The 22,859-nt window shown below is 66.9% G+C and carries 22 protein-coding genes and 1 tRNA gene; 6 read left to right on the top strand and 17 right to left on the bottom strand.

Features of this window, described 5'->3' with window-relative positions; all coding sequences use genetic code 11:
• Window positions 1–67: 67 nt before the first annotated feature.
• Window positions 68–1,093, top strand: a complete 1,026-nt coding sequence (locus BST42_RS10135; RefSeq protein ID WP_237159353.1) for a GGDEF domain-containing protein — start codon at window positions 68–70, stop codon at window positions 1,091–1,093.
• 13 nt (window positions 1,094–1,106) lie between these two features.
• Here the strand turns inward: BST42_RS10135 and BST42_RS10130 are convergent.
• The 3 genes from BST42_RS10130 to BST42_RS10120 all read right to left on the bottom strand — a co-directional run bounded on the left by BST42_RS10130 (window position 1,107) and on the right by BST42_RS10120 (window position 2,506).
• A tRNA-Arg gene (locus tag BST42_RS10130) sits at window positions 1,107–1,179 on the bottom strand.
• Window positions 1,180–1,339: 160 nt separating this feature from the next.
• Window positions 1,340–1,645 (bottom strand): ANTAR domain-containing protein, encoded by a 306-nt coding sequence (locus BST42_RS10125; protein WP_083118463.1) that lies wholly within the window; start codon window positions 1,643–1,645, stop codon window positions 1,340–1,342.
• A gap of 27 nt (window positions 1,646–1,672) precedes the next feature.
• Window positions 1,673–2,506, bottom strand: a complete 834-nt coding sequence (locus BST42_RS10120) for an LLM class F420-dependent oxidoreductase (RefSeq protein WP_083118843.1) — start codon at window positions 2,504–2,506, stop codon at window positions 1,673–1,675.
• Between the two features lie 109 nt (window positions 2,507–2,615).
• On the opposite strand from BST42_RS10120, the gene BST42_RS10115 reads away from it, so the two are divergent.
• Window positions 2,616–3,710, top strand: a complete 1,095-nt coding sequence (locus tag BST42_RS10115) for a glutamate--cysteine ligase 2 (RefSeq protein WP_237159351.1) — start codon at window positions 2,616–2,618, stop codon at window positions 3,708–3,710.
• Here BST42_RS10115 and BST42_RS10110 read toward each other — a convergent pair.
• The 13 genes from BST42_RS10110 to BST42_RS10050 form a co-directional block, all read right to left on the bottom strand.
• Window positions 3,707–4,438, bottom strand: a complete 732-nt coding sequence (locus tag BST42_RS10110; protein ID WP_083118462.1) for an anti-sigma factor — start codon at window positions 4,436–4,438, stop codon at window positions 3,707–3,709. The genes BST42_RS10115 and BST42_RS10110 overlap by 4 nt on opposite strands.
• The gene (locus tag BST42_RS10105) at window positions 4,435–5,004 is read right to left on the bottom strand and encodes a sigma-70 family RNA polymerase sigma factor (protein WP_110918552.1); all 570 of its coding nucleotides are present in this window, start codon (window positions 5,002–5,004) and stop codon (window positions 4,435–4,437) included. Before BST42_RS10105 ends, BST42_RS10110 begins: the two co-directional genes overlap by 4 nt.
• A 47-nt stretch (window positions 5,005–5,051) precedes the next feature.
• Window positions 5,052–5,840, bottom strand: a complete 789-nt coding sequence (locus tag BST42_RS10100) for a DUF1365 family protein (protein ID WP_083118839.1) — start codon at window positions 5,838–5,840, stop codon at window positions 5,052–5,054.
• 40 nt (window positions 5,841–5,880) lie between these two features.
• Window positions 5,881–7,248: an aldehyde dehydrogenase family protein gene (locus BST42_RS10095; RefSeq protein ID WP_083118461.1), complete on the bottom strand. Its 1,368-nt coding sequence runs from the start codon at window positions 7,246–7,248 to the stop codon at window positions 5,881–5,883.
• Window position 7,249: 1 nt separating this feature from the next.
• Window positions 7,250–8,341, bottom strand: a complete 1,092-nt coding sequence (locus BST42_RS10090) for an acyl-CoA synthetase family protein (RefSeq protein ID WP_083118460.1) — start codon at window positions 8,339–8,341, stop codon at window positions 7,250–7,252.
• Window positions 8,342–8,431: 90 nt separating this feature from the next.
• Window positions 8,432–9,484 (bottom strand): poly-gamma-glutamate hydrolase family protein, encoded by a 1,053-nt coding sequence (locus tag BST42_RS10085; protein WP_083118459.1) that lies wholly within the window; start codon window positions 9,482–9,484, stop codon window positions 8,432–8,434.
• Window position 9,485: 1 nt separating this feature from the next.
• The gene (locus BST42_RS10080; protein WP_083118458.1) at window positions 9,486–10,709 is read right to left on the bottom strand and encodes an Nramp family divalent metal transporter; all 1,224 of its coding nucleotides are present in this window, start codon (window positions 10,707–10,709) and stop codon (window positions 9,486–9,488) included.
• A 59-nt stretch (window positions 10,710–10,768) separates the two neighbouring features.
• Window positions 10,769–11,011, bottom strand: a complete 243-nt coding sequence (locus tag BST42_RS10075; RefSeq protein ID WP_083118457.1) for a hypothetical protein — start codon at window positions 11,009–11,011, stop codon at window positions 10,769–10,771.
• Window positions 11,012–11,040: 29 nt separating this feature from the next.
• Complete coding sequence (locus tag BST42_RS29885) at window positions 11,041–11,367, bottom strand: hypothetical protein (RefSeq protein ID WP_083118837.1); 327 nt, start codon at window positions 11,365–11,367, stop codon at window positions 11,041–11,043.
• A 24-nt stretch (window positions 11,368–11,391) separates the two neighbouring features.
• A complete protein-coding gene (locus BST42_RS10065; RefSeq protein ID WP_083118456.1) occupies window positions 11,392–12,468 on the bottom strand; it encodes an NAD(P)H-dependent amine dehydrogenase family protein in 1,077 nt (358 codons plus the stop codon).
• 20 nt (window positions 12,469–12,488) lie between these two features.
• Window positions 12,489–13,280 (bottom strand): SDR family oxidoreductase, encoded by a 792-nt coding sequence (locus BST42_RS10060; protein WP_083118455.1) that lies wholly within the window; start codon window positions 13,278–13,280, stop codon window positions 12,489–12,491.
• A gap of 138 nt (window positions 13,281–13,418) precedes the next feature.
• A complete protein-coding gene (ku, locus tag BST42_RS10055) occupies window positions 13,419–14,336 on the bottom strand; it encodes a non-homologous end joining protein Ku (protein ID WP_083118454.1) in 918 nt (305 codons plus the stop codon).
• Between the two features lie 36 nt (window positions 14,337–14,372).
• Window positions 14,373–14,588 (bottom strand): hypothetical protein, encoded by a 216-nt coding sequence (locus BST42_RS10050; protein WP_083118836.1) that lies wholly within the window; start codon window positions 14,586–14,588, stop codon window positions 14,373–14,375.
• A 44-nt stretch (window positions 14,589–14,632) separates the two neighbouring features.
• On the opposite strand from BST42_RS10050, the gene BST42_RS10045 reads away from it, so the two are divergent.
• Window positions 14,633–16,921 carry an ATP-dependent DNA ligase gene (locus BST42_RS10045; protein ID WP_435406021.1) on the top strand — a complete coding sequence of 763 codons (2,289 nt, stop codon included), beginning with the start codon at window positions 14,633–14,635 and terminating at the stop codon, window positions 16,919–16,921.
• 46 nt (window positions 16,922–16,967) lie between these two features.
• Here BST42_RS10045 and BST42_RS10040 read toward each other — a convergent pair whose 3' ends face one another.
• The gene (locus BST42_RS10040) at window positions 16,968–18,155 is read right to left on the bottom strand and encodes a PucR family transcriptional regulator (RefSeq protein WP_083118452.1); all 1,188 of its coding nucleotides are present in this window, start codon (window positions 18,153–18,155) and stop codon (window positions 16,968–16,970) included.
• Between the two features lie 263 nt (window positions 18,156–18,418).
• Between BST42_RS10040 and BST42_RS10035 the strand changes: the two genes are divergently transcribed.
• The 3 genes from BST42_RS10035 (at window position 18,419) to mdlC (ending at window position 22,859) form a co-directional block, all read left to right on the top strand.
• Window positions 18,419–20,245: an FAD-binding oxidoreductase gene (locus BST42_RS10035; RefSeq protein ID WP_083118451.1), complete on the top strand. Its 1,827-nt coding sequence runs from the start codon at window positions 18,419–18,421 to the stop codon at window positions 20,243–20,245.
• Between the two features lie 3 nt (window positions 20,246–20,248).
• Window positions 20,249–21,154, top strand: coding sequence for an alpha/beta hydrolase (locus tag BST42_RS10030; RefSeq protein WP_083118450.1), 906 nt, complete (start codon window positions 20,249–20,251; stop codon window positions 21,152–21,154).
• A gap of 88 nt (window positions 21,155–21,242) precedes the next feature.
• Window positions 21,243–22,859 (top strand): benzoylformate decarboxylase, encoded by a 1,617-nt coding sequence (gene mdlC, locus BST42_RS10025; RefSeq protein ID WP_083118449.1) that lies wholly within the window; start codon window positions 21,243–21,245, stop codon window positions 22,857–22,859.

Below are 22,859 nucleotides of genomic sequence, written 5' to 3'. Positions count from 1 at the left end.
CACTCATTACGAGTGGTTGAGCGGCTATCTCGCTGACCGCGGTATGCGCGGTCCGGCACGTGCGCTGATGGCATTTCTCGCCGTCTCGATGGTCGCGTGCCTGCTGGGCATGCTGAACTCGCCGGACGGGCCGATCGGGACCGTCCCCAGAGCGATGACGTGGCTGGCCATCGCCGGCGGGGTGGCCGGCGCAGCGCTGTTCACCGTCAAGTGGCCGACCCGGCGTGAGTCGGTGTTGTTCGTGTTCGTCACCAACGCATCGATGGCGTTGGCCTGCGTCGCCAATCCGAGTCCACTGCACTCCCTGGTCGGCTGCATCTCATTCGCGACGATCGGCGCCTACATCGCGTTCTTTCACACCACCCTTTTGGTGCTGTACAACTTCTTTGTCGCGGCCACCGTGGCCACCTGGGGTGCGGTCCGGATGGCCGCCGACGGGCAGCTGATCCTCGCCGGCGTGGACTGGTGGCTGATCATCCAGGTCAACATCGCGCTGCCGCTGGCCATTCAGATTCTGGTGAACGCGCTTGGCGTCGATCTTCTTCGCGCCGAGCGTGATCCGCTGACCGGGCTGCTCAACCGGCGGCTTTTCCACACTCAGACGTGCGGGCTGATCGAGTCGGGACGTCATGCCGATGCTCACCTCGCTGTGGCCCTGATCGACCTGGACAAGTTCAAGTCGGTCAACGACCGCTACGGGCACGCCGCCGGTGACGAGGCGTTGATGCATGTCGCCCGCGCGATCGAGCAGGCTGCCGGTGCCGAGGCCGTGGTCGCCCGCAGCGGAGGTGAGGAGTTCGTGGTCGCGGCCGCGTTGCCCAGCGCGGACTGCAACGAGCTGGCGCAGCGGATCTGCACCGCCATCGCGGAGTCGCCGGCCGGGGTCACCGCCAGCGTCGGCACCACCGCGGTCCGGTTGTCCGACACCTACGGAGACCACAAGGTGCTCCTCGACCGGCTGGTCGGCAACGCCGACTGGGCGATGTACCGCGCCAAGCGTGCCGGCGGCAACAGCTGCCGGCACCAGAACACCGACCCGATCGACCGGCGCCGACCGGACGTCGGCGGTGACGCCAGCCAGTCGATCGCCTAGCGCAAGAAAAAAGTGCCCCCGGCAGGATTCGAACCTGCGACACCGGCTTTAGGAGAGCCGTGCTCTATCCCCTGAGCTACGGGGGCGCAACGGCTGGCAGCTTACCGCCTGCCGGCCGCGCGCCCATCATTCCCGCGGGTCAGCGCACCGCGCCGCGCGGCGAGTACAGCGCAACCAGATAGCAGTGGCCGTGCGCCGGTGCGGCCTTGGGGTAGTCCTGACGAACCCAGGCGACGAAGCGGCGCATCATGAGCGTCGTCCTCCCGCCAGCAGCGCGCCCCATTCGTACCGGGCAACCGCGGTCGCATTGCTGTCCGCCTCGGGCTCCACCTCTTGGGCCAACCGGACCAACGCCTGGGCCACCCGTCCACCGTCCACCCGGTGCCGCCGCGACACCTGGTCGATCTCCCCGGACGCCGCATCCACCGAGCAGCGCCTCAGCCCCACGAGAACGCCCTCAGCGTGCTGCATTCTGCTGCCGTCATAACCGTTGTGTTCCATCGAGTAGCCCCGTAATGCCGCCATGCCGTACGCCTCCAATCGTGGAGCCATTGCCAGTTTGACGGCCTCGCAAACCCCTTAGCGCAGTTCCGCTATGACCTTGGCGAAGTACTCGGCGTGGTAGTCCTGCACGGTGAAGTAGGTGATGCCGTAGTCGTCGCGCCGCGCCCGCAGGGTATCCGCGATGTCCCGCGGCGTTCCCGTCAGCACGGTCGGCAGCGCCAGCAGTTGCTCCTCGGTGGCATCGGGGGCGTACCCGCGGGTCAGTGCCAGGTCGGGGATGCCCGACGAATCCGTCGGCACCCCGGTGATGGCGATGTTCAGTTCGAGGTCGGCGAACCGGTCGCCGGCCGCGGCCCGCACGAAGTCGATGCGCTCGGCCAGCGGGTCATGGCCCGGGTACTCCGGCACCCCGCCCCCGGTCAAGCCGATGATGTCGGCATGCTGGGCGGCGATCCGCAGCACCCGGTCGCCGTTGCCCGCGATCAGGATCGGGATCGTCGGCGCGGTCTGCTTGAGGTACTGCGTGGTGTGCCGCAGATGGTCGACCCGCTCACCGGCACTCGGATACGCCATCTCGGCTGCCTCGAATTCCTCGCGCACGTAGCCGGTGCCCAAGCCGAGGTCGAGGCGGCCCTCGCTGAGGACGTCGACGGCGACGGCGTCGCGAGCCAGTAACGCCGGCTTGTAGAACGCCGCGTTGATCACGAACGTCCCCACCCGCATGGTCTTGGCGGCCTCGGCCGCGGCAACCATGGTGGGGAACGGCGCGGGCACCCCGAAGCGGCCGAGATGGTCCGGGACATGCAGGACGTCGAAGCCCAGATCTTCGAACCTGCGCACCGTCTCGCGCAGCCGCTGTGCCGACTTGACCGACCGCACACCGATGCCGAAGCGAAAGTCTTTGACCATCCCGGCATGCTATGGCCGGGCTCAGCGCGATCGACAGTGTCGGTCTCGGTATGTGGCACTGCTGACCTTTGGGTTTGGCCGCCCTGTGGCGTGGGCATGTCTGTGCTTCGTGAATCCACCCAGCGTCGGCGTGGAGGAGGAATTCCTCCTCGTCGATCCCAGCACCGGTGAACCGGTCGCCCGCAATACCGAAGTCGCCAGGTACGCGGCCGAACGCGGGGTCGAGCTGCAACTGGAACTGACCTCGTGTCAGGTCGAGACGGCTACCGAGGTGGCGCAGACGAGTTCGCAACTGCGCCAACAGATCAACGAGCTCCGGGCGGTCGTGGCCGAGTCCGCCGAGAAGGCAGGTGCGCGACTGCTGGCCGTCGGTCTGCCGCCCACGGTGCCGCACAGTTTTCCCATCACCGACAAACCGCGTTACCGGGACATCGCCGAGCGGTTCGGCATGATCGCCCATGAGCAAGGCATCTGCGGGTGTCATGTCCATGTCGAGGTGCCCGACCGTGACGCGGCGATTGCCGTCAGCAACTGGTTGCGTCCGTGGCTGCCGATGCTGCTGGCCTTGACCGCCAACTCGGCGATCTACCGCAACGCCGACAGTGGCCACGCGAGTTGGCGCAGCGTGCTGTGGGGCCGCTGGCCCAGCGCCGGACCGCCGCCGCACTTCGATTCGGCCGAGCACTACGACGCGATCGTGGCACTGATGAACGACTCGGGCGCCATGCTCGACGAGGGCATGGTCTATTGGGATGTGCGGCCGTCCGAGAAGTTCCCGACGGTCGAGATCCGGGTCGCCGACGTCCCGGCCACCGCGGCTGAGACCGTTCTGCTGGCGACACTCAGCCGTGCCGCGGTGATGACCGCGCTCGCGGCCCACCGCGGGGGCGAGAAGGCCCCCAAGGTCGACGACCACGTCCTGCGCGCCGCCTATTGGAAGGCCGCGCACGACGGATTGGACGGCCAGACCATCGACGTGATCGAGGGGTGGGCGACGGCTCCGACGTCACGGGTGCTGGGCGAATGGCTGGGCCTGCTGCAGCCGGCATTGGACGAACTCGGTGACGGCGAATGGGTGCACGCCGAGATGGGCCGCTTGCTGCGGGACGGCAACGGGGCGATGCGGCAGCGCGCCGCGTGGCGGGAACGGCACGACATCGCCGACGTCGTCGCCGTCGCCGCGGCGGCCACTGTGGAAACTTAGGCCAGCGGCAGTTCGGCCACCACGGCACCGGTCGGCTGGGTGGATCCCGTTCCCGGTTCGACGGTGAACTTCAGCGCCGTCGAATTGCCGAGGTCCGGAAGCACCGCCGTCGTCGACGGCGTCACCGCCTTGTCGTCCATCGTCCCGGCCGACGTGGCGCCGCTGTTGCCGACCAGCCACATCTGATACACCGTGCCCGGCGTTGGTTTCGGCACATCGTTCATCACCAGCACGCCGGCGTTCTTCTCGCGAGAGAACACCAGCGTCGCGGTGCCGCCGCCGGGAATCGCGCCGGAGACCGTGTGCACGTCGGGAGCGCCGAAGACCTGCTGCGCGGTTGACACCTTTGCAGGCTCCGGCCGCAATGCGATACCGACACCCACCGCGCCCAGGCCGATCACCAACGCCGCCGCCACCGCGAGCACCGCGCCCCGCCAGCCCCGGCCCGTCGAAACAGGTTGGGCCACAGGCAGACCGCGCACGTTGTCCTCGGCCACCGCGGACAGCAGCCGGCGCCGCAGATCGGCGGGAGGTTCACTGGCGCTCACCGCGGAGACGACAGCCATGGTCTCGCGGACGGCCCGCACCTCGTCGTAGAAGGCGTCGGCTTCGGGCCGCGCCAGCCGCGCCAGGCGGTCCTCGATCTCGCCGCGCTCGGCGTCGGACACCGCATGCAGCGCATACGGCACCGCCAGCTCCAGCACGTCGGTTTCGTGTGGTTCAGTCATCGCACACCCAAACAATTACGCAGGCCACGAAGCGCATCGCGCATTCGGGACTTGACCGTAGCCAGGTTGGCGGCCAAGCGCTCCGACACCTGCACGTAAGTCATTCCTTGGTAATAGGCGAGTTCGATGCACTCGCGCTGCACCTCGGTGAGCCCGTCGAGGCAGGCGGTCACCTGTCGCCGTTCGTCTTCGGTGATCACCGCGTCGGCCACGTGGTCCAGCGGCGGCTCGACACTGCTCGCGCCATACCGGGACTCGCGCTGCGTGGCGGCCTGCTCGGAGCGGACCCGATCGACGGCGCGGCGGTGCGCCAGTGTCAGAAGCCAGGCGACCGCGCTGCCCGAGGCAGGGTCGTAGCTTTCCGCGGTCCGCCATACCTGTAGGTAGACGTCCTGGGTCGTCTCTTCGCTGTACCCCTGATCCCGCAGTACGCGGGTGACCAGTCCGTACACCCGCGAGCGGGTGGCGTCGTAAAAAGAGGCAAAGGCATCGGCGTCGCGCTGAGCCACCCGGCGCAGAAGTGCGTCGAGTTCAGCAGCCGCGGTCGTCAACGCCGCCATCCACATGTTGCTGGCATCGTCGCGTAGCCTAACGGCCCCTCCGGCCGCACATGTCACGATGGCATCCACGAACATTTCTGCGCGGTCCAACCCGGACGGATGGCCACGGTGTGCGGCGAGCGTTCCAGCTGCTCGGCCGGTCGCGGCATCGCCGGGACGCCGCGCAGCCGCAGCACGACGTCGTGGACCCGCATGCTCAGCGCGGTCATCTGCGGAGCCAGCGGCGCCGTCACCTGCAGTCGCAGGATCTGCGCGACGGTGGCGGGCCGACGAGTGCCACGGATGGTGGCAACCACGGCGGTCTGGTGATCGCGGAGCAGTGACATCCGCAGGTCCACTTCTTCGTCGGGCAATGGCGCGCGGATCACGTACTGGCCTCCCGACCCGTCGAAAGGGGAGGCGTATTCACCCGGAGGCAGCAGGTAGGCATGCCGACGCCCGCCGTGCTGCATCTCGGCGAGCACACAGCGCAGGACGCCCTGGGCGTCGTGACACCAGAACAGGCTCAGCGGGTTGCAGGTCCGGCCCAGCACGCGCGGCAGAAGCAGTGCGGTGATCCGCCCACCCGGCAGGTGGACGCCGTGGTCGGCCAGAACCGCGTCGACCCGCTGGCGCAAGGTGTCGTCAGGCGCCCCCTGGAAGTGGTCGGCGCCCTCGAAGCGGGCGAAGGGCTGCAGCCACCGGGGCAGCCGCGGCAGGTCGTCGATGTCGACGTACCAGCTGTAGCTGCACCGCTCGGTGTGGTGGTGCACCGGTGACCTGCGCAATTGTGTGATGCGGGTCCGGTACAGCGCGGTCGTCGGGCGGCCTGTGAGGGTGCTTGTCGGTTCCACATCCGGTATTCGGAGCACCCGAACGCTTGGATGGGTGTGACCCGCGTGATCATTCGCCGCGGACGAACCCCTTCGTGCGCATCAGGAAATCGGCCAGGAAACCGTCGTGGGGCAGCCCGGTCGCCGTGTAGTACGTCGGTACCGGTCCGCGGTACACGTTGGCGATCGTGGGCTCGGTGAGCAGTGCGGTCACCAGGCTGTCGTCCTCGGTGAACGCACCGATCACCAGTGAATTGCGCAGCACGGCGATCCCCGCCACACGCTCCCACGGGGTGACCCAGACGCAGGGGAACGGCAACTCGGTGCCGAGCTTCTCGGAATCCGGGCCGGCAAGCAGGTGGACGGCCGGGCGCAGTGCTGCCCGGCCGTCACCGAGGTCGGCCACGATCTGGTCGGCGCCGAGCAGCGCGGTCGTGCCCGCCGCTCGCGCGGCCACCCGTCTGGCGATGGCCTCGGCACTCGCCAGCGGCTGAGTCGGCAGTACTGCGCGCTCATCATCGGCGGGCAGTGCCTCGATGGTGCGCAGCCGCTGCGCGATCGCTGCGGCCAGCCCCGCCGCGTCGCCCTCGACCAACACGGCAGTGGTGTTGACACAGGCCATGCCGCCCAGCCGGGAGATCGAGTCGACGATGACGTCCAGGTGCTCGTGCCAGTCCTGCTCGGCCGTCAGCACGATCTTGGTGCGGCCCGGACCGTTGACGAAGACGCTCGGGTTGCTGCCGTACTTGGCGACCACGTCGTCGCCCCCGTACACCAGGGCGAGATCGGCCGAGCTGATGATCTCGTCGGCTCCGGCGTGATCGGTGGGTAGGTAGGTGACGTCGTCGTCGCGGAACCCGGTGTCCCGCAATGCGGTGACGAGCCGGTGCGCGGTGAACGGCTCACGCCGTGACGGCCGAATCGCCACCCGGTACCCCAACGCGAGCGCCTGCGGCCACAGCCCGTGGACGCCGGGCGCATTGCCGGATGCGTGCACCCCGAATATCGCGCCGCGCCGCGACCAGATCGCGCCGGCCTGCCCAGGTCTCATCACCTGCCAATCCGGAACCGCGCCGACCGGCCGGGCCGGCTGCACCGAGCGGAACGCGGCGCCGACGGCCTCGCTCACGTCGAGGGCCTGAGCGCGGGCAACGCCGATCGGCAAACCCGAAACTCGGCTCACCAGTTGCACATACGACTCGAAGTTCAACCCGGCGGCCGTCGAGTCGACGAATGCCGCACCCGCTTCGGCCAGCGCGGTGCGTCGTTGATCGATGGGCAGCGGCATGGTCGTGCGCTGCGCCGCGATGGTCCGCGCGATGTACAGCGGTGGCGCCAGGCTCAGTTCGGCAACTGGGACGCCTGCGGTATCGGTGATGACTTCGCGCCTGCGGGAACGGTATTCACCGTTCGGTACCAGGCCGGGCAGGTCGATCACGTCAGTACACGCCCTCGATCACGGCCTCCCCGTCGAGGGTGGCGACGGGTGCGACCTCGGCGACCGAGTCGCCGACGTGCCCGTCGGGGCCGGGCAGCCTGATTGCCGTGTCCCGCTCGAGATTGTTGGGAATGAACATGCCCTTGCTGATGTGGTTCATCACCACCTGGCCGCGTTCGCCGTACCCCACCGGCTCGCCGGTGTCAGCATTGACCACCCAGAACACGACGTAGGGGCTACGAGGGTCGAACACGAATTGCTCACCACCGGAGCGCGTTTGGGCCTGAGACAGGATCATCGTGCTGCCGAACACCATCGCGATGGCGGCGTCGGGGAACACGTCATGCAGCACATCGAGGGTGTCGGGGTCCACATGCGCACCGCTGAGCATGATGAAGCGAACCGTGTCACCGACCAACTGGGTGAGCGTGCCGTCACGAGCGATCGCGTCCAGCAGCGGGGGAGTGGTGTGCAGATTGACGATGTGCTGACTTCGCAGAGCGTGTTCGGCTTGTTCGAGCAGATGGTTGAGGTAGACCGACATCTCGGCCGCGGCGCCGCGGGCGACGAGTTTTTTGACCCAGCGGGGGTCGAGATCGACCGTGTGACAGATCGAGCCGAGCCGGGCGGACACGGCTCTGGAGAAGTGACCCACTCCGTGCGGGCCGCTGGGCATGAGGCACAGGAAGCCGCCGCCGGGCACGAACCCGGCGCGCCGGAAATCGTCGGTCTGCCAGTCGACCACCTGCGCCACCCAGTCGGGCAGCTGCGCTGTCCGTTTGGGTGCGCCTGTCGTGCCGCCGGATTCGAATATCAGCGGGACCGGAGGCGGCGTGCCATAGCCGCGCGGGATCAGGTCGTGCGCCGGGACGTCGCGTAATTCGTTGACCAGGTTCGGGAACCGCCGCAGGTCGGCGAAAGTCCGGACGTCGGTGAGCGGGTCGAAGTCCAGGCGTTGTGCGGTGCGCAGCCAGTACGGCGAGCCGGTGTCGGCGCCGAAGTGCCAGGCCATCGCCGCGCGCAGATATGCCTCCGGATCCGGCGGTGGGGTCTCGCGGGGCAGGTCCAGAAGCGAGAAGTCGACGTCGGCCATAGCGTGGATCCTGTCGCAACGCCGGGTCGATACGCAGCCGACAGGGTCGGCGTTAACCGATTCGACTGCTGGAGTTCGTATCCCGGACGGTTAGAGCGTCCACGCGTGTGCTGCGCTGACCAGTCCCTGTACCAGCGCGGAGGTGGCGGGGGACAGGCCGTCGGCATTCGGCGGCTGGCTGCGCGGGCTGATACCGCGCACCCGCGTCGGCAATTCCAGCTGCGTGCCGCCGCCGCTGACCCGGTTGACCGGGTTGTTCGGATGCAGACCGCGCAGTTCGGCGGGGATCGCGTCGAGGTCGGTGACGATGCGGTAGCCGGGCAGCTCGATGTGGGCGGCCAGGTGGTCGGCCAGCTCCCGATTGCCGCCACCGGCCAGCAGTTCGGTGCTGCGGCCGATGCGCCCGTACCCGTGCAGGGAGACCGCCACCTCGACGTGGTCCAAAAACGCAGCAAGACGGTCTGATTCGGCGCCGAGATAGCGTGCCGACGGCAGGTGATGTGGGTAGTCCTTCGGGTGGCGCAGCAGATACAGCGACGCCCCGGCGGCATCGGCGGCTCGTTCGGCGATGACGTCGGTCATCTGCTCGAGGCCGCCGCCGTGAATGGCCAGAAACCCGAACCGTGACCGCAGCCGGCTCACCTCGACGACCGACGGGTCGGCGAGCAGCTCCGAAAGTGATTGTGGTCCAGTCTTGTTCGATGCCAGCGGTCGCGGCCAGTGTGCTGGGTCCCAGCGGCGCAGAAAGTCCACCCAACGCTGTGGCAGGCCGTGGTGCTGGGCGCCGTCGATGATGCGTTCCAGATAGCCCGGCCGGGGCGGGCCGGGTTCGGTGCGGTGATCGATGTACACCCACGCCGCGGCGGGGCCGTCGGCGGTCTGCACGGTCAGTCGGTCGCGGCGGTACCGCACCGGCACCCCTTCGGCGCTGTCCAGGGTGGCGAGGTCGTGGTCGGTCAGCCACCACAGCACCCCGTGCACCTCGCTGCCTGCGAAGGGCTCGACGGTCGCGACGCCTCGCTCGTTGATCAGCCAGTCGTGGTCGGCCAACGTCGCAGGCCGGGGGTCGGCGGCGTCGGGACAGCGCCGGGCCATCTGCTGCACGCAGAGGTTGGACCCGTAGGCGAAGTACGGGTGTCTCACCTCAGTGAGCGAGGGTCAGATAGATCAGTACCACGTTCAGCAGCGTAATCACCGCTGCGACCGCCCAGCCGAATGCCGTGGTCATCCGGCTGTTCACATCGGCTCCCATCAGCGTGGACTTGCTGGTCAGCCGGACCAGCGGCACCAAGGCGAACGGGATCCCGAACGACAGCACCACCTGGGAGATGACCAGCGCGCGGCTGGGATCGATGCCGGTGCCCAGCACCACCAGCGCCGGGATCAGCGTCACGAGCCTGCGCACCAGCAACGGGAACGTCTTGCGCAGCAACCCCTGCATGATCATCGCCCCGGCATACGCGCCGACCGACGTCGACGCCAGGCCCGAGGCCAGCAGCCCGATCGCGAAAAGCAAAGCGACTCCCGGCCCCAACGCGTCGCGGACAGCCGCATGTGCCCCTTCGATCGAGTCGGTGTCATCGCGGCCCTGCAGATTGGTCGCCGCGATCAGCAGCATCGACATGTTGACCGCCCCCGCCACCAGCATGGCGATGCTGACGTCCCACCGCGTGATCCGCAGCAGCCGGGTCCGCGGGGCACCCGCCTCGGGGTGACCGTGCCGGTCGCGGGCGAGGCCGGAATGCAGGTAGACCGCGTGCGGCATGACGGTGGCGCCGAGCATCGCGGTGGCCAGCAGCACGCTTTCCGGGCCGGCGAAGCGGGGCAGCAGGCCGCCCACCACCTCGGCGGCCGGCGGCGTCCGGACGAACAGGCTGGACAGGAAGCCGATCGCGATGACCAGCAGCAGGCCGGTGATCACCCGCTCGAACACCCGTTGGCCCCGGCGGTCCTGCACGGCCAGCAGCACCAGCGACACCACGCCGGTGATCACTCCGCCGACCAGGAACGGCAAGCCGAACAGCAGTCGCAGCGCGATGGCGCCCCCGACCACCTCGGCGACATCGGTGGCGATGGCCACCAGTTCGGCTTGCAGCCAGTACCCGATGCGGGTCGGTGTGCGGGTGTGGTCCCGGACGGCTTCCGGCAAGGTGCGCCCGGTGACCAGACCGAGTTTGGCCGACAGGTACTGGACCAGTCCGGCCATCACGTTGGCCATGACGATCACCCACACCAGCAGATATCCGAACTGGGCTCCGGCGCTGATGTTGGCGGCGACATTGCCCGGATCGACGTAGGCGATCGCCGCGACAAAGGCGGGGCCGAGCAGATACCAGCCCGCCGTGCGGGCCCGCGTCACCTCTGCCAACCGCCGAGCTTTCTATCCGGTCACTCAAACTGAAAAGTTAGGGTAACCGAAAAGGCTGCTCACAAACCGATGAAGATCCCGCCCAGCCCGATGCCGAAGCCGCCGTAACCCCAGCCGGCCAGCGGATTCTGCAAAGCCGGGTTGGGCGACGTGACGATCGCGGCATGCCCGGGCGTCTCGCAGACCGTCGTGCTCGGGCCGGTGTCGGTGCACTGCGCCGGGCGGGCAGCCGCCGGGACGGCCAGCACCACGCTCGCGAACACGATCATCAGGGGAGCGCCAAGAACGATCTTGGTCCGCATGGTGGCCTCCTTTATGGCCGGGCGATCTGTCAGCGGCCTCCGCCGCCATGTCCTCCGCCGCCGCCGTTGTTGACGGGGCCGGGGCCGCCGAAGATCAGTGCAGGACCGTAGAATTCGTCACCCCAGGGGTAGGCGAAATCCTCCGGAACTTCCGGGGTCGAGTTGAGCTCGACGTTGCCGGGGGTAGCGCATTCGGTGTTCTGGCCGCCGATGACGGTGCTGCCGCCGGTATCTACACAAGTGGGGAGCGTCGGGTTGATCAGCGTCGTGTCCGCAACCGCCACCGGCGCGAGCGCACCGGCGGCCGCTCCGGCCGCGATGATGATTGGAAACACATAGCGGAGCCTTTGCCGCATGGACATTCCCTTCCTGGCAGTTCCCTAACTAGGAGCGTACAGCCCTTTGCCAGTCACGAGCGGCAAGTCGATCGTGGTGCGGATCCCGGCCGGTGCCGCCACCACCGCGGGAATGGCATTGACGAGTCGCATGGCGGTGGCGACCAATCCGGCGTGGTTGTGGTCGCCGTTCGGCGATCCCAGGCACACGTCCACCGCATACGACGGTTCGCCGGTGATCTCGATGCGGTAGTTGCCGCCGGGCTGGGACGGCTGCGGCCACTCCGGATACAGGTCCTCGCGCAGTCGGGTGACGTGCTCAAGGACGATCACCGGAGCGCCGCCGACCAGGCCGATCACCTCGAAACGCAGTCCCGCCGCAGTGCCTTTCGCGATGGTCCCTGCGGAGATCTCGATGTCTTCGGGTGCGGGCTCGCGCACGTACATGTCCTCGATGCCGTCGAGTTCGAGTCCGAGTCCGGCGGCGATCTGACGGATCACCGAACCCCAGGCCAGGCTCAGCACACCGGGCTGCAGCAGCATCGGGATGTCGTCGAGTGGCTTGCCGAAGCCCATCACGTCGAACATCACGGTGGCGCTGTCATAGGTGGCGTAGTCGAGGATCTCCATGCACCGGATCTGCTCGATGCGCTGGCAGGTGCCTGCCAGCGCCAGCGGCAGGAGGTCGTTGGCGAAGCCGGGGTCGATCCCGTTGACGAACAGGCTCGAATCACCTTGCTGCGCAGCATCTTCCAGCGGCTTGATCATCTCCTCGGGAATCACCTCCCACGGCCACTGCAGGAACACCGGGCCGCTGCCGACCACGTTGACGCCGGCCGCCAGGATGCGGCGGTAGTCCTCGAGCGCCTCGGGCAGCCGGTTGTCGGCCAACGCGTTGTAGACCACGCACTGCGGCTTGGCGGCCAGGATCTCATCGAGATCGGTGGTGGCGGTGACGCCGGTGGCCTGGGAGAGCCCGGCCAGCTCGGCGGCGTCCTTGCCCGCCTTGGAGTCCGAGGAAACCCAGACCCCGGTGAGTTCGAACTCCGGGTTGGTGATCAATCCCTTGAGCGCGTGGACACCGACATTGCCGGTGCCGACTTGTGCGACGCGGATGGGCATGGTGCTCCTCAGGTCAGGGCTTACAGGTCCGGGATGGGAAGGTCGAGGTTCGGCACGATGAGGCCACCGTCGACCTCGATGATCTTGCCGGTCAGGTAACTGGCGGCCGGCGAGGCGAGATACACCGCGGCCGCGGCGATGTCGAGCGGATCGCCGAGTCGTTTCATCGGCGTCGTCTTCTCCATCGGGTCGCGCAGCGCGTCGTTGGAGGCGACGATCTCCAGCGCCGAGGTGAGGATCGAGCCCGGCGCGATCGCGTTGACCCGGATCTTGGGCGACAGGTCCAGCGAGGTCAGCCGGGTGTAGTGGGCGAGGGCGGCCTTGGCGGTGCTGTAGGCGGCAAAGCCACGTCCGGCCAGCTTGCCCATCGTCGAGGTGATGTTGATGATGTTGCCGCCGCCGGAGTGTTCGAGCATCAGCGGTACCGCGGCCAGGGTGAGGGCGTGAGCGGTGAGGACGTTGAATGTGAACGCGTCCTTCATGTCCTTGACGCTGGTGTTGAGTAGCGCGTTGGGCATGGTGCCGCCGACGTTGTTGACGACGATGTCGAGCTTGCCGAACGCCTCGACGGCCTTGCCTGCCAACTCGGCCGTGGTCTCCGGGTGGGCGAGGTCGCCGACGACGATGTGGGCGCGTCGGCCGACCGCCTCGATCTGCTTGGCCACCGACTCCAACTCGGATTGGGTGCGCGAGCCGATGACGACGTCGGCGCCGACTTCGGCGAATGCGACGGCGATCGCCGCTCCCAGGCCGCGGCCCGCGCCGGTGACCACTGCAACTTGACCGTCAAGTCTGAACTTGTCGAGTATCACGTGTCTCTCTTCCCTTGTCGGCGAACACCGTAACAAGACCGCTGCGGTTGATGACGCTCCTTTCGGAACGTAACTGAAACACGTTCTACTTTGGTGCCGAGTTCGAGGAATCGGCGAAAAATTCACATCCTGAGGGCGTCAGGACTTCTTGGCGGCCTTCTTCGCAGGTGCCTTCTTCGCGGCGGTCTTCTTGGCGGGGGCTTTCGTCGCGGCGGCTTTTTTCGCAGGAGCCTTCTTGGCCTCGCCGTCGTCGTCGCCGGCTTCACCGCGGCGGCGTTTGACGCTTGCCTCCAGCTTGGCCAGCAGATCGGAGACGTCCTCGGTCTCGTCGAGTTCGGCGGGCTGGTCTTCGGTGGTGAACGCCTCGCCACCCTCGAGCTTGGCGGCGACGAGTTCCCGAAGCTGCTCCTGATAGGTGTCGCGGAACTCGTCGGGGCGGAAGTCGTCGGCCATCGACTCGACGACCTGGCCGGCCATCTTCAGTTCGGCCGGTTTGATCTCGACCTCCTTGTCGAGCACCGGGAAGTCGGGGTCGCGGATCTCGTCGGGCCACAGCAGCGTGTGGATGACCATCACGTCGCGCTTGGAGAAGTCCTTGACCCGCAGCGCCGCCAACCGGGTCTTGCTGCGCAGCGCGAAATGCACAATGGCGACCCGGTCGGTGTCGGCCAGCGTTTTGGCCAGCAGCACATAGGACTTCGACGATTTACCGTCGGGCTCCAGGAAATAACTGCGGTCGTACATCAGCGGGTCGATCTCACTGGCGGGCACGAACTCCACCACTTCGATCTCGTGGCTGCGTTCCTCGGGCAGTGTGGCGATGTCCTCGTCGGTGATCACCACGGTCTGGCCGTCGTCGGATTCGAAGGCCTTGGCGATGTCCCGGTATTCGACGACCTCGCCGCACACTTCGCAGACGCGCTTGTAGCGGATGCGGCCGTTGTCCTTGGCGTGCACCTGATGGAACTTCAGATCGTGGTCCTCGGTGGCGCTGTACACCTTGACAGGGACGTTCACCAGACCGAATGCGATCGAGCCTTTCCAGATGGAACGCATCTGTCCAGTATGCAGGGCCGATCGGAGTTGCCGCGGCTAGATGGCGGGTTCGTCCAGCGGTGTGAGCCCGAGCGGGGTATCCGGGTTGGCGCCCGGCGCGCCGCTCATGTAGCCCTGCTCGGGCGCGTACTGGCAGTTGTTGTTCATCGGGGTCTGATCACCCGAGCAGTACGGCACGTGATCCTCTGGATCGGCGGCCGCCTGCGGAACGCCAATCACCGCGGGCAGCACCAGAACGGCGGCCGCCAGCATTTTGATCACTAGTCCACGGTAACAGCGGGTAATACCGTGGGATGGTGAATGACGTGTGGCCGCCGGGGGCGACGCGAGGACCGCGAGTGGTGCTCACCAACGCCGACAAGGTGCTCTACCCGGCCACCGGCACCACCAAGGCCGACGTGTTCTCCTACTACACGACCATCGCCGACGTGATGCTGCCGCACATCGCCGGGCGGGCCGTCACCCGAAAACGCTGGCCCAACGGCGTCGACGAACCTGCGTTCTTCGAAAAGCAGCTGGCGAGTTCGGCACCGGGGTGGCTCGAGCGCGCGACGGTGGACCACCGGTCGGGCAGCACGACCTACCCGATCATCGAGACCCCGACCGGGTTGGCGTGGATTGCGCAGCAGGCCTCGCTGGAAGTCCATGTGCCGCAATGGCGGTTCACCGCGGACGGAAAGATAGGCCCGGCAACGCGTTTGGTGTTCGACCTCGACCCGGGCGAAGGCGTGACCATGCCGCAGCTGTGCGAGGTGGCCAACGCGGTGCGCGAGCTGATGGACGACATCGGGTTGACGGTCTACCCGCTCACCAGCGGTAGCAAGGGGCTGCATCTGTATGCACCGCTGGCCGATCCGGTCAGCAGCAGTGGCGCGGTGGTGGTGGCCCGCCGGGTGGCCGAACAGCTGGAGAAGAGCATGCCCAAGCTGGTCACCGCGACGATGACCAAGAGTCTTCGGGCCGGCAAGATCTTTCTGGACTGGAGTCAGAACAACGGTTCCAAGACGACGATCGCGCCGTATTCGCTTCGTGGCCGCGAGACGCCGACGGTGGCTGCCCCGCGGACGTGGGAGGAGATCGGCGATCCCGCGCTGCGGCACCTCGAATATCACGAAGTGCTGGCGCGGGTCGCCGAGCAGGGTGACCTGCTGGCCGGGCTGGACGACGACATGCCCAAGTACGACAGGCTCACCACGTACCGCAGCATGCGTGATGCGAGCAAGACACCCGAGCCGGTGCCCAAGGCGACGCCGGCGGTCGGTCAGAACAACACGTTCGTCATCCAGGAACACCATGCGCGGCGGCTGCACTACGACTTCCGGCTGGAACACGACGGCGTGCTGGTGTCGTGGGCGGTGCCGAAGAATCTGCCGGACACCCCGGCCGTCAATCATCTCGCCGTACACACTGAGGATCACCCGCTGGAGTACGGGACATTCTCCGGTGACATCCCGAAAGGGGAGTACGGCGGCGGCAAGGTGATCATCTGGGATTCCGGGACGTATGAGGCCGAGAAGTTCCGGGACTCCGGCGCCGAGAAGGGCGGCGAGGTGATCGTCGACCTTCGCGGCCAACGGATTTCGGGACGGTATGCCCTGATTCAGACCAAGGGCGACCAATGGTTGGCGCACCGGATGAAGGAGCAGCCGGCTCCCCGGTTGCAGGACTACTCGCCGATGCTGGCCACGCTCGGGTCGGTAGAGAAGCTGACCGCGGCGCAGTACGCGTTCGAGGGCAAGTTCGACGGGTATCGGTTGCTGGTCGAGATCTCCGACGGGCAGCTCCGGGCGCAGTCGCGTAGCGGGCGTGACCTGACCGCTGACTATCCCCAATTACGCTCACTGGCAGACAATCTCGCCGATCACGAGGTGATCCTCGACGGCGAGGTGGTGGCGCTCGACGCCGACGGGGTACCGAACTTCGGTGAGATGCAGAACCGGGTGCGGGCCACCCGGATCGAATTCTGGGCGTTCGACATTCTGCGGCTCGACGGGCGTTCACTGCTGAAGGCCAAGTACCGCGACCGCCGCAAGGTACTCGAAACCTTCGCCGAGGGAACCGATCTCATCGTTCCCCCGTTGCTCGACGGGGATGGTCCGCAGGCGCTGGAGTTCTCCCGCAAGAAAAAGTGGGAGGGTGTTGTCGCCAAGAAGTGGGATTCGACGTATCAGCCGGGCCGCCGGTCGGCGGCGTGGATCAAGGACAAGAACTGGAACACGCAGGAGGCCGTGATCGGCGGGTGGCGCGAGGGCAACGGCGGTCGCTCCAGCGGCATCGGTGCGCTGCTGCTGGGCATCCCCGACGACGGTGGATTGCGGTTCATCGGCCGGGTGGGCACCGGGTTCACCGACAAGGAGCTGACCCGGCTCAAGAAGATCCTGGCTCCACTGCACACCGACGAATCACCCTTCGCCACAGCACTTCCCAGATTGGACGCCAAAGGCGTGACGTATGTGCGGCCCGAACTGGTCGGCGAGGTGCGCTTCGGTGAGTGGACGTCCGACGGCCGACTGCGGCACCCGAGCTGGCGTGGCCTGCGTCCGGACAAGGCGCCGGGCGACGTGGAGCTCGAGTCGCCGAGTTAAGCCGCCCTTTGGCTCCCTGGCGCCTCCGCTCAGTTGCGCGTCGAGCTCAGGACCGCGCGCCCAACGCCTCGAGTGCCAGGGCGACTTGGGCCAACCAGATGGTGTCGGTCAAAGGTCGTCCGGTGAGTTCGGCGAATCGGCGCAGCCGATAGTTCACGGTGTTGCGATGACAATGCATGGCTTCTGCGGTAGCTGACACCGACTGGCCCAGTCGTAGCCAGCGATGGACGGTCTCGATCAGGGGCCGGGCTCGTTCGGATGGTAGCTGGAGTATCGGTCCCAGGGTCGCAGTCACGACCGCCTCCGCGGCGTCGGGTGAGCTGGCGAGCAAGACGGGCAGTACGTCGCGGTTGTAGCGAGCAGTTGGTCGTGCGTCGCCGCAGGCTGACATGGCGACCTGTGCCTGAGCGCGGGCTTTGGAGCAGTCCGCGATCGTGGTGAAAGGTCCGCTGAGGCCGATAAGGATCGGCACGTCGGCGCAGATGTTCTCGGCGACGCCGTCCAGCACCTCGGTGCGGTTCGGGCGTAGCGCGACGATTCCCAGTTGCGAGTGGGAGGCGAGACGAAACCACGAACCTTGGACCGCGGGATGCGCCGAGATCAATGCCTCGATGTCGTGTGGCGATTGCTCGATGACGGGCGCGGTGGGCGCGGCTGCGATCACGGTCAGCTCACCCGAGCGGGGCAGGCCCAGGGTGGCGACGGCGTCCCAGAAGGGCGCTCCGGTGCTCGATTCGTTGAAGAGCACGGTGTCCAGCAGGGCGGCCCGCACCTGCTCGTTGCGCCGTGCGTCGCGGATCTCAAGTTCATGGAAAACTGCTTGTGCGCGAAGCGAATTGACGTTCATCCAGGCGAAGATCGTCGGTGTCGCCTTGATCAATGCCGCCTTGTCGATTTCACCCGCGGCAGCCAGATCCGCGAGCTCGTCCCAGATGGTCGCCGCCCCCAGCCGATAGGCATGCAGCAAACTAGATAGGGTCAGCCCCCTGCCTGCTCGCCGACGGATGGCCGAGTCGAAATTGATGTCGACCGGTTCAACGCCGCGGTCAATCCACTCGAGCATCTCATCGAGATAGTTGACGGTGTTGACGCGGACGGTGTCGTCGTCATCACCGCTGCTGTGCAGATAGTCGGGAACCTCGCTGCGAAGCCTGGCGAGGGTCCTGGTGACAATCGCATCAGACTGTTGGCGGACCCGATTGACCAAAACTGTCAGTGGTCGCTGCTCCACCATGAACGGATCGTAGAGCGTTGCGCGCCGTTGTGCGCGGGCACAGATTTCGCGGTGCGAAGTCTGGGCTGCAGTTCGTGGTGAAGTGCGCGCCGGTTGATGACCATTCGTGTCATGACGTCTTTGGCTGATCTCACCATCGTCTGGGGCCGCGAACCGTGCGGTGATCGAACCCGCCGACCGCGCCCGATCGCCGGTATTCACCGCTGCGCAGCCCGATACACCATCCCTGTCCCCACCGGATTCGAAAACTAGGAGCACCCACCATGGATAGCACCGTCGTCTCGGCCTTCACCGATGTACTCGACAGACGCCAGGCGGTGGCCGCGGATGCCACCACCCTGGCCGCAAACACCTTCGACTACTGGGGTTTCGGCCAGCGGCCCGGCCTGGTGTTGCATCCGCGCAGCCGCGACGAAGTCATCGAAATCGTCAAAGTCGCAGCCGAACACAATGTCTCGCTGGTCATCCGCGGTGGCGCATCGAACTGCAGCGCCGGAGTCATGGCGGGCCCGGACCGGGCAGTGCTCGATCTGACCGGGATGAACCAGATCCTGAACATCGATCCGGCCGCCCGCACCGCTCGGGTCCAGCCCGGCGTCATCAACTCCGACCTGCAAGAGCAGTTGGCTCCCCACGGATTGGTGTTCTCACCCGACCCGGTATCGGCACATCTGGCCACCATCGGGGGCAACATCATCGAAAATGCCGGCGGCCCACACGCTCTCAAATACGGCGTCACGTACAACCACGTACTGTCCGTCGAGGCGGTGCTCGCCGACGGTTCAGTCGTCCGCTTCAGCGCCGACGACGACGGCCCCGATCTGCTGGGCATTCTCATCGGCTCCGAAGGGACACTCGCGATCTTGACCGAGGCCACGGTCGCGCTGCGGCCGATCCCGCCGGTCACCCACAGCCTGATGGGCAGCTTCGCCACCGCCCAGGACGGGGCCGAAACCATCGCCGCGATCATTCAGACCGGCACCGTCCCCGCCGCGGTCGAATGGCTCGACCGCGCCGGTATCAACGGGCTGCAGCAGTACACCGACACCGGCTATCCCACCGACGTTGACGCCATCGTGCTGATCGACGTCGACGGCACCGCCGACGAGGTCGACCGGGACACCCGCGTCGTGGAAGGGGTACTGCGGCAACGCGCTGTCGAGGTGCGCCGCGCCGATGACGACGACGCCCGTGCCAAGCTGTGGTACGGACGCCTGCACGCCCCGGATGCCGTGGTGAGCAGCGGCAAAGGCTTCTTCATCGGCGACGTCACCGTTCCCCGCCAGCACATCCCGGAGATGCAGCAGGCCATCCAGGACGCCGCCGCACGACACTCCGACGCACTGCTGTTCATCGCCGTCACCGGACATGCCGGCGACGGTGACCTGCATCCGACCACGTTCTACGACAAGGACAACCCCGCCGCCGCCGTGGCTCTGCAAGCCGCCAATAACGAAATCATCGATGCAGCACTACAACTCGGCGGCACCATCACCGGTGAGCACGGGGTCGGCACCGAGAAGATCCAGTTCATGACCAAACGCTTCACGCCGGTCGAAATCGCCGCCCAGCGCATCCTCAAGCAGCACTTCGATCCCGCACACCGCTTCAACCCCGGCATCATGCTCCCGGACGTGTCGCCGCAAGAACCCGCACTTCCGGCGTTCGAAGCCGCCGTGCGCGCAGCGCTGGAACGCACACCATTGTCGGCTGGGCAAAGCGACGGTAACGACACCTCGGTCGAGGTCAACACCGGCAACCTGAATCTGGTAGTCGGTGGCGCAGTCACCCTCGGCGATCTGGTGAAACAGCTTGACCAATACGGCGTTACATGCCCGGCGATCCCGGCGGCCGGCGCCGAGCGCACGGTCGGCGAACTGATCGCCAACGCCGGCGGCGCAGAACGCCTCGCCGTACGCCACGCTCTGCTCGGCGTCGACGTCGTCCTCCCCGACGGCGCCGCGGCCAGCTTCGGCGGCCAGAACATGAAAGACGTTGCCGGCTACGACACCAAGCGGCTGTTCATCGGCGGCCGCAACGCCTTCGGAACGATCACTCGCGCGGTGTTCAAAATCGCTGTGGTCAGGTGAGCCATGTCCTGGCAGATGCACGCCTTTGCCGCCTACGGGCGTCTGGTCCGCCGGCCCCGCACCTACGCGACAACTCAAGCTGCCCGCGCCTACCTGGCGAAACCGAAGGGCCGCGGCCAACCTCCCGCGCACCTCGGGAGGTCCACCCGCTATCGTGTCAGCCACGAGATCGTGGGCGGGTTCGACTGCTACACCGTGCAATCCACCAACTGTGGCACCGCTGGCGGGGACGGACCGTCGGTGGTCTATGTCCACGGCGGTGCCTACGTCAACCAGATCCAACCGGCGCATTGGAAGATCATCTGCGCGATCGCGGATACCACGGGCTGCCCTGTGCACGTGCCGCTGTACGGTCTCGCGCCCCAGCACTGCGCCGGCGAGGCGATTGACTTCCTCCGAGCGGTGACTGGGCGCGCCGCCCGGCACGGGCCGTTCTACATGGTCGGCGACTCCTCGGGCGCGGGGCTTGCGCTGGCGGCGACGCAGACGATGATCAGCGACGCGGCCGCCCCACCCGTCGGACTGACCCTGATCAGCCCCTGGCTGGACATCGAACTGACGAATCCCGCCATCGCCCCGATCGCCATCCGCGACCCCTGGCTGGCGGTTCCCGGTCTGCGCGAATGTGGCAAGGTATGGGCCGCGAAGCTGGCGACGGACGACAACCGGGTCAGCCCCATCTTCGGTGTGCTGCACAATCTTCCGCCGATCGATCTCTACGTCGGCGACCGCGACATCTTCCTCGCCGACTGCCGTCGACTGCGCGACACCATCGGCGGGGGCGGGCTCACTTACCACGAACAGCCCGGGGCGATACACGTCTACCCGCTGCTGCCCGTGCCGGAAGGACGGGCCGCCCGACGCACACTGCTGGACCACATCGGCGGACGACTGCCGCAGAGGCTTTGAGAACCGCCGGTGGGTGATGTGTCGCACGTGTGCTCTCCAGATCTCCACATCGAATTTCTGTGTATGTAATCGACGAAGGGCTTGAACAATGACCAGCGCCAAGACCGTCCACGAGGTCACCTACGATCTGCTCCGAAAACTCGGACTGACAACCGTGTTCGGCAATCCCGGCTCTACCGAACAAACCTTCCTGCAGGACTTCCCGGACGATTTCACCTACGTGTTGGGCTTGCAAGAAGCGTCGGTGTTGGCAATGGCCGACGGTTTCGCGCAGTCGACCGGAAAGCCGGCCCTGGTGAATCTGCACACGGCGGCGGGCACCGGTAACGCCATGGGCAGCCTGGTTGCCGCATACCGCGCCAACACACCGCTGATCGTCACTGCGGGTCAGCAGACCCGCGAGATGTCCGTTGTCGACCCGTACCTGAACAACCCCGACGCGACTGTGTTGCCGCAACCCTGGGTGAAGTGGGCCTACGAGCCCTCGCGCGCAGAAGACGTACCGGCGGCCTTCATGCGTGCCTATGCGGTCGCGATGCAGCCGCCGGCAGGTCCGGTGTTCTTGTCGATCCCGCTCGATGACTGGAACAAGCCGGCGCTGGGCCCGGCGGTGGTGCGGACGGTCAGCCAGCGCGTGCAACCGGACGCCGCGCGCCTGCGCGAATTCGCCACTCGGATCAGCCAGGCGGAGCGTCCCCTGTTGGTGCTCGGACCCGAAGTCGACCGTGCCGGCGCGTGGGACGCTGGGGTCGCCTTCGCCGAGAAGCTGCGTGCGTCGGTCCGGGGTAGTGGGCTGTCCGACAGGTGCTCGTTCCCCGAGGACCACCCGCTGTACGGTGGGCCGCTGCCGCTGACGATCGCCGGCGTCAACGAGGCCCTCACCGGCCACGACCTGGTCATCGTGATCGGGGCGCAGGTGTTCCGGTACTACCCTTACGTCGCAGGCGAATACCTGCCGGCGGGGACCGAAGTGCTGCACATCACCGCCGACCCCCATCTTGCGGCCATCGCCCCGGTGGGCGACAGTCTGATCGGCGACATGGGCACGGTCCTGGAAGAGCTCCTGGATCTCGTCGAGGTGCCGAGTGATCGGACAGCACCCCCCGGGTTGACCAGAAACCTCAGCGGTGACCTACCGGTGGCTTCGGCGCCACTGACGCCCAACGACGTCTATGCGGTGCTCAGCTCGGTCAAGCCGGATGACGCGGCGGTCGTGATGGAATCCACGTCCACGCTCGCGGATCTCATCACCTGGTGGCCGACCCGGCGAACGGGAAGCTTCTTCGCGACAGGTAGTGGCGGCATCGGCTGGGGAGTGCCTGCGGCGGTGGGCATCGCGCTCGGGGACCGGGCGCGGGGGGTGAAGCGGACGGTCGTCGCCTCGATCGGCGACGGCTCGTTCCAATACTCGATACAGGCCATCTGGACCGCCGCACAACACAAGCTACCCATCGTGTTCGTGGTGCAACGCAATGGCGAGTACTGCGTCTTGAAGTCCTTCGCGCTCCTCGAGAAGACGCCCAACGTGCCCGGTATGGATTTGCCCGGTCTTGATATCGCCTCGCTGGCAACCGGTTTCGGATGTCGAACCGCTACCGTTGACGGCACCGAGGATCTCGTGCGCGAATTCAACGAAGCACTGGCTGCCGACGGGCCCACCGTCCTGGTGGTTCCCACTCAATCGCACCTGCCGTTCCTGGGCTGA

It is taken from the genome of Mycolicibacterium rhodesiae, assembly GCF_002086695.1.
GTDB classification, from domain to species: domain Bacteria; phylum Actinomycetota; class Actinomycetes; order Mycobacteriales; family Mycobacteriaceae; genus Mycobacterium; species Mycobacterium rhodesiae.
Note: the sequence above shows the minus strand (reverse complement) of the source record. Positions and strands in the feature narration are given on the sequence as shown.

What these genes read in the sequence shown, in the direction of transcription:
- BST42_RS10075 (WP_083118457.1), bottom strand. Translation starts at nt 11,011, where the DNA reads ATGCGGACCAAGATCGTTCTTGGCGCTCCCCTGATGATCGTGTTCGCG.
- BST42_RS10065 (WP_083118456.1), bottom strand. Translation starts at nt 12,468, where the DNA reads ATGCCCATCCGCGTCGCACAAGTCGGCACCGGCAATGTCGGTGTCCAC.
- BST42_RS10105 (WP_110918552.1), bottom strand. Translation starts at nt 5,004, where the DNA reads ATGTGGATGGCGGCGTTGACGACCGCGGCTGCTGAACTCGACGCACTT.
- mdlC (WP_083118449.1), top strand. Translation starts at nt 21,243, where the DNA reads ATGACCAGCGCCAAGACCGTCCACGAGGTCACCTACGATCTGCTCCGA.
- BST42_RS10030 (WP_083118450.1), top strand. Translation starts at nt 20,249, where the DNA reads ATGTCCTGGCAGATGCACGCCTTTGCCGCCTACGGGCGTCTGGTCCGC.
- BST42_RS10040 (WP_083118452.1), bottom strand. Translation starts at nt 18,155, where the DNA reads ATGGTGGAGCAGCGACCACTGACAGTTTTGGTCAATCGGGTCCGCCAA.
- BST42_RS10125 (WP_083118463.1), bottom strand. Translation starts at nt 1,645, where the DNA reads ATGGCTCCACGATTGGAGGCGTACGGCATGGCGGCATTACGGGGCTAC.
- BST42_RS10135 (WP_237159353.1), top strand. Translation starts at nt 68, where the DNA reads ATGGCATTTCTCGCCGTCTCGATGGTCGCGTGCCTGCTGGGCATGCTG.
- BST42_RS10050 (WP_083118836.1), bottom strand. Translation starts at nt 14,588, where the DNA reads ATGCTGGCGGCCGCCGTTCTGGTGCTGCCCGCGGTGATTGGCGTTCCG.
- BST42_RS10120 (WP_083118843.1), bottom strand. Translation starts at nt 2,506, where the DNA reads ATGGTCAAAGACTTTCGCTTCGGCATCGGTGTGCGGTCGGTCAAGTCG.
- BST42_RS29885 (WP_083118837.1), bottom strand. Translation starts at nt 11,367, where the DNA reads ATGCGGCAAAGGCTCCGCTATGTGTTTCCAATCATCATCGCGGCCGGA.
- BST42_RS10110 (WP_083118462.1), bottom strand. Translation starts at nt 4,438, where the DNA reads ATGACTGAACCACACGAAACCGACGTGCTGGAGCTGGCGGTGCCGTAT.
- ku (WP_083118454.1), bottom strand. Translation starts at nt 14,336, where the DNA reads ATGCGTTCCATCTGGAAAGGCTCGATCGCATTCGGTCTGGTGAACGTC.
- BST42_RS10035 (WP_083118451.1), top strand. Translation starts at nt 18,419, where the DNA reads ATGGATAGCACCGTCGTCTCGGCCTTCACCGATGTACTCGACAGACGC.
- BST42_RS10090 (WP_083118460.1), bottom strand. Translation starts at nt 8,341, where the DNA reads ATGGCCGACGTCGACTTCTCGCTTCTGGACCTGCCCCGCGAGACCCCA.